The sequence below is a fragment of the Streptomyces sp. T39 genome, from assembly GCF_008042045.1.
In the GTDB taxonomy this organism is placed as follows: domain Bacteria; phylum Actinomycetota; class Actinomycetes; order Streptomycetales; family Streptomycetaceae; genus Streptomyces.
The window spans coordinates 8266-11687 of record NZ_RDBP01000047.1 but is presented as its reverse complement, the minus strand read 5'-3'; the positions used below and the strand labels follow the sequence as shown (position 1 = coordinate 11687).

The 3422-nt window shown below is 72.9% G+C and carries 2 protein-coding genes and 1 pseudogene; all 3 read left to right on the top strand.

The window, feature by feature from the left end:
• The coding region (locus EAO77_RS29855; protein WP_147991461.1) for an electron transfer flavoprotein subunit alpha/FixB family protein at nucleotides 1–447 on the top strand (447 nt) is incomplete at its 5' end.
• A 312-nt stretch (nucleotides 448–759) separates the two neighbouring features.
• Nucleotides 760–1661, top strand: a pseudogene (locus EAO77_RS29850) (AurF N-oxygenase family protein).
• 13 nt (nucleotides 1662–1674) lie between these two features.
• Nucleotides 1675–3327, top strand: coding sequence for an FAD-dependent oxidoreductase (locus EAO77_RS29845; RefSeq protein WP_147991457.1), 1653 nt, complete (start codon nucleotides 1675–1677; stop codon nucleotides 3325–3327).
• Nucleotides 3328–3422: the final 95 nt, after the last annotated feature.

Sequence of the window (3422 nt, the reverse complement as noted above, 5' to 3'; positions counted from 1 at the left end):
TCGTTCTCCGAGAAGGCGGCCGGTACGAAGGTCGTGGCGCGCACGCCGCGGGAGTCGACCGGGCGTCCGGAGCTGACCGAGGCCGCGATCGTGGTCTCCGGTGGCCGGGGTGTCAACGGTGCGGAGAACTTCGCGGTCATCGAGGCGCTCGCGGACTCGCTGGGTGCCGCGGTCGGTGCGTCGCGTGCCGCGGTCGACGCCGGCTGGTACCCGCACACCAACCAGGTCGGCCAGACCGGCAAGTCGGTCTCCCCGCAGCTGTACATCGCCTCCGGCATCTCCGGCGCGATCCAGCACCGCGCGGGCATGCAGACCTCGAAGACGATCGTGGCGATCAACAAGGACGCCGAGGCCCCGATCTTCGACCTGGTCGACTACGGCGTGGTCGGCGACCTGTTCGACGTCGTCCCCCAGCTGACCGAGGAGATCAACACCCGCAAGGGCTGACCTCCCCCGCACACCCGCCAGGGGCCGCACGGTGACACACCACCGCGCGGCCCCTGCCGCATGTCCGGGGCCCCCGGGGCCCGGACCGCGTCCGGGTGGTGCGCCCCGCGCGCGGGGGAAGGCTTCACGGAGGCGTTCACCAACCCCTCGCACGTCCTGCTGACAAAGTTTCTACCGAGGGGTAGGCCAGCCGGGCGCTCTTACTATACGGTCCGTCTAACAAGGGGGTGGACGCCACCTCCCAGGGCGCCCGAAGCGATCACGACGCCTCCACGGCGCCCCGGAAAGCCCACGGGATGGAAGGAGCCGCACATGGCAAGCAGCACGGTCCGGCCGCACGCCCAGGAGGACCCCGCCCCCGACGACGGCGTCGCCCGGCGACTGCTGGAGTCGTCCGCGATGCTGGCCTACGACCCCGCCGTCGAGGCCTCGACAAGGACTTCCACGGCGCGAGCCCCGAGTGGAGCACGCTCTACGGCACCGCCTACTGGGACGAGTTGACCGAGGGCCAGCGCAAGGAGCTGACGCGCCAGGAGGCCGCTTCGGTGGCGAGCACCGGCATCTGGTTCGAGATGATCCTGCAGCAGATGGTGCTGCGCGACATCTACGCCAAGGACCCGACCGGCGCCGAGTTCCAGTGGGCCCTGACGGAGATCGCCGAGGAGTGCCGGCACTCCATCATGTTCGCGCGCGGCGCGCAGAAGCTCGGCGCCCCGCCGTACCGGCCCTCCCGCCCGGTCCTCGAACTGGGCCGCGTCTTCAAGACGCTGGCGTTCGGCGAGGCGGCCTACGCGGCGATCCTGGTCGCCGAGGAGGTCCTGGACGTCATGCAGCGCGACTGGATGCGGGACGAGAGGGTCGTGCCGTTCGTGCGCACGATCAACAACATCCATGTCGTCGAGGAGTCCCGGCACATGAAGTTCGCGCGGGACGAGACGCGCAAGCGGCTGGCACGCGCCGGCTGGGTGCGCCGCCAGATCAACGCCTTCGTCGTCGCGGTCGCCTCGTACTTCATCGTCACCAGCATGGTGAACCGCAAGGTGTACGCCAACGCCGGACTCGACGAGACGCGCGCGCTCGCCGAGGCGCGGGCCAACCAGCACCACAAGTCGATGATGCGGTCCAGCTGTTCGGGCCTGATGGACTTCCTGGCCTCCGCACGACTCCTCACCAAGCCTGCGCTCGCGTTCTACAAGCGTGCCAACCTGATCTGAACCGGGCCGTCACATGACCTTCGCCATCACCCAGACCTGTTGCAGCGACGCGACCTGTGTCGCCGTCTGCCCGGTCAACTGCATCCACCCGACCCCGGAGGAACGCACCTTCGGCAGCACGGAGATGCTGTACATCGACCCGAAGACCTGCATCGACTGCGGCGCGTGCGCCGACGCCTGCCCGGTCGACGCGATCTTCCCGGTGGACGGCCTCGCCCCGGACCAGAAGGAGTACGCGGCGATCAACGCGGCGTACTTCGAGGACGCCGAGCAGCCCGCGCCGGCCGAGGGCAGCCCCAACTTCCACACCTGGGGCGAACCACGGTTCGAGCGCTCGCTGCCCGCCGACTTCGCGCCGCTGCGCGTCGCCGTCGTCGGCACCGGGCCGGCGGGCATGTACGCGGCAGAGGACCTGCTGCTGCACACCGCCGCCGAGGTGACCCTGATCGACCGGCTTCCGGTGGCGGGCGGTCTGGTGCGGTACGGGGTAGCCCCCGACCATCCCGCGACACGGAAGGTCGGGGAGACCTTCGCCCGCTTCCACGCCCACCCCCGGGTGCGGATGTACCTCGGTCTGGAGGCCGGGCGGGACGTGTCGGCCGAGGAGATCGCCGCACATCACGACGCGGTCGTCTACGCCGTCGGCGCCTCGGCGGACCGGCGGCTCGGGCTGCCCGGGGAGGAACGGCCGGGCATCGTCTCCGCGACGGCCTTCGTGGCCTGGTACAACGCCCACCCCGAGGTCGCGCCCGACGCGATGGACCTGTCCGCCTCACGGGTGGTCGTCGTCGGCAACGGCAACGTCGCCCTGGACGTCGCGCGGATCCTCGTCTGCGACCCCGAGACGCTGGCCGGCACCGACATCGCCGACCACGCGCTCGCGGCCCTGCGGGCCGGCTCGGTGCGCGAAGTGGTGGTGGTGGGCCGCAGAGGGCCCGAGGACGCGGCGTACACCCGGTCCGAAGCGCTCGCCCTGGGGCACCTGCCCGGTGTGGAGCTCGTCGTCGACGACCACGACCCCCGGATCGGCCCGGCGATCGACGCGGCCGGCCCGCAGGACAAGGCGGGCGTGCTGCGGGGCGTCGCGCGCGAACGCGTCGACTGGTCGCGGCCGCCGGGCGGGGAGCGGCGCATCGTGCTGCGCTTCCACTCCTCGGTGCTCGACGTGGCGGGCGACGACGAGGGCGTGCGGGCCGTCGGCGTCACCGGCGGGGAGGGCGGGACCGAGATCCCGGCGGGGCTGCTGCTGCGCGCCGTCGGCTACCGCGGACTGCCGGTGGCGGGCCTGCCGTTCGACGAGGACACGGCCACGGTCCCGCACCGGGGCGGCCGGGTGGACGGCATGCCGGGAACGTACGTCGTCGGCTGGATCAAGCGCGGACCGTCGGGCGGGATCGGGGCGAACCGCACCTGCGCGGCGGAGACGATCGGCACGCTGCTCGCGGACGCGGTCGCCGGGGCGCTGCCCTCGCCCACGGGCTCGGCGAAGGCGTTCCAGCGGCTCGCCCGCCGCCGCAACCGCGATCTGGTGGACGCGCGCGGCCTGGCCGGCATCGAACGCGCCGAACGCACCCGCGGCGACCGCGAGGGCCGCCCCCGCGTCAAGCTGGCGACCGTCGGCGAACTGGTCTCCGCGGCGAAGGGACCGTGGCGCCTGACCCGCTGACCCGCACCGGGCGGCGTGGGCGCCCGGCTGGGCCGGCCGGCGGCCACGGGGCCGGGGGCAGGGTGCCGGACGGGGGGCCGGCCGGCACCCTGCCC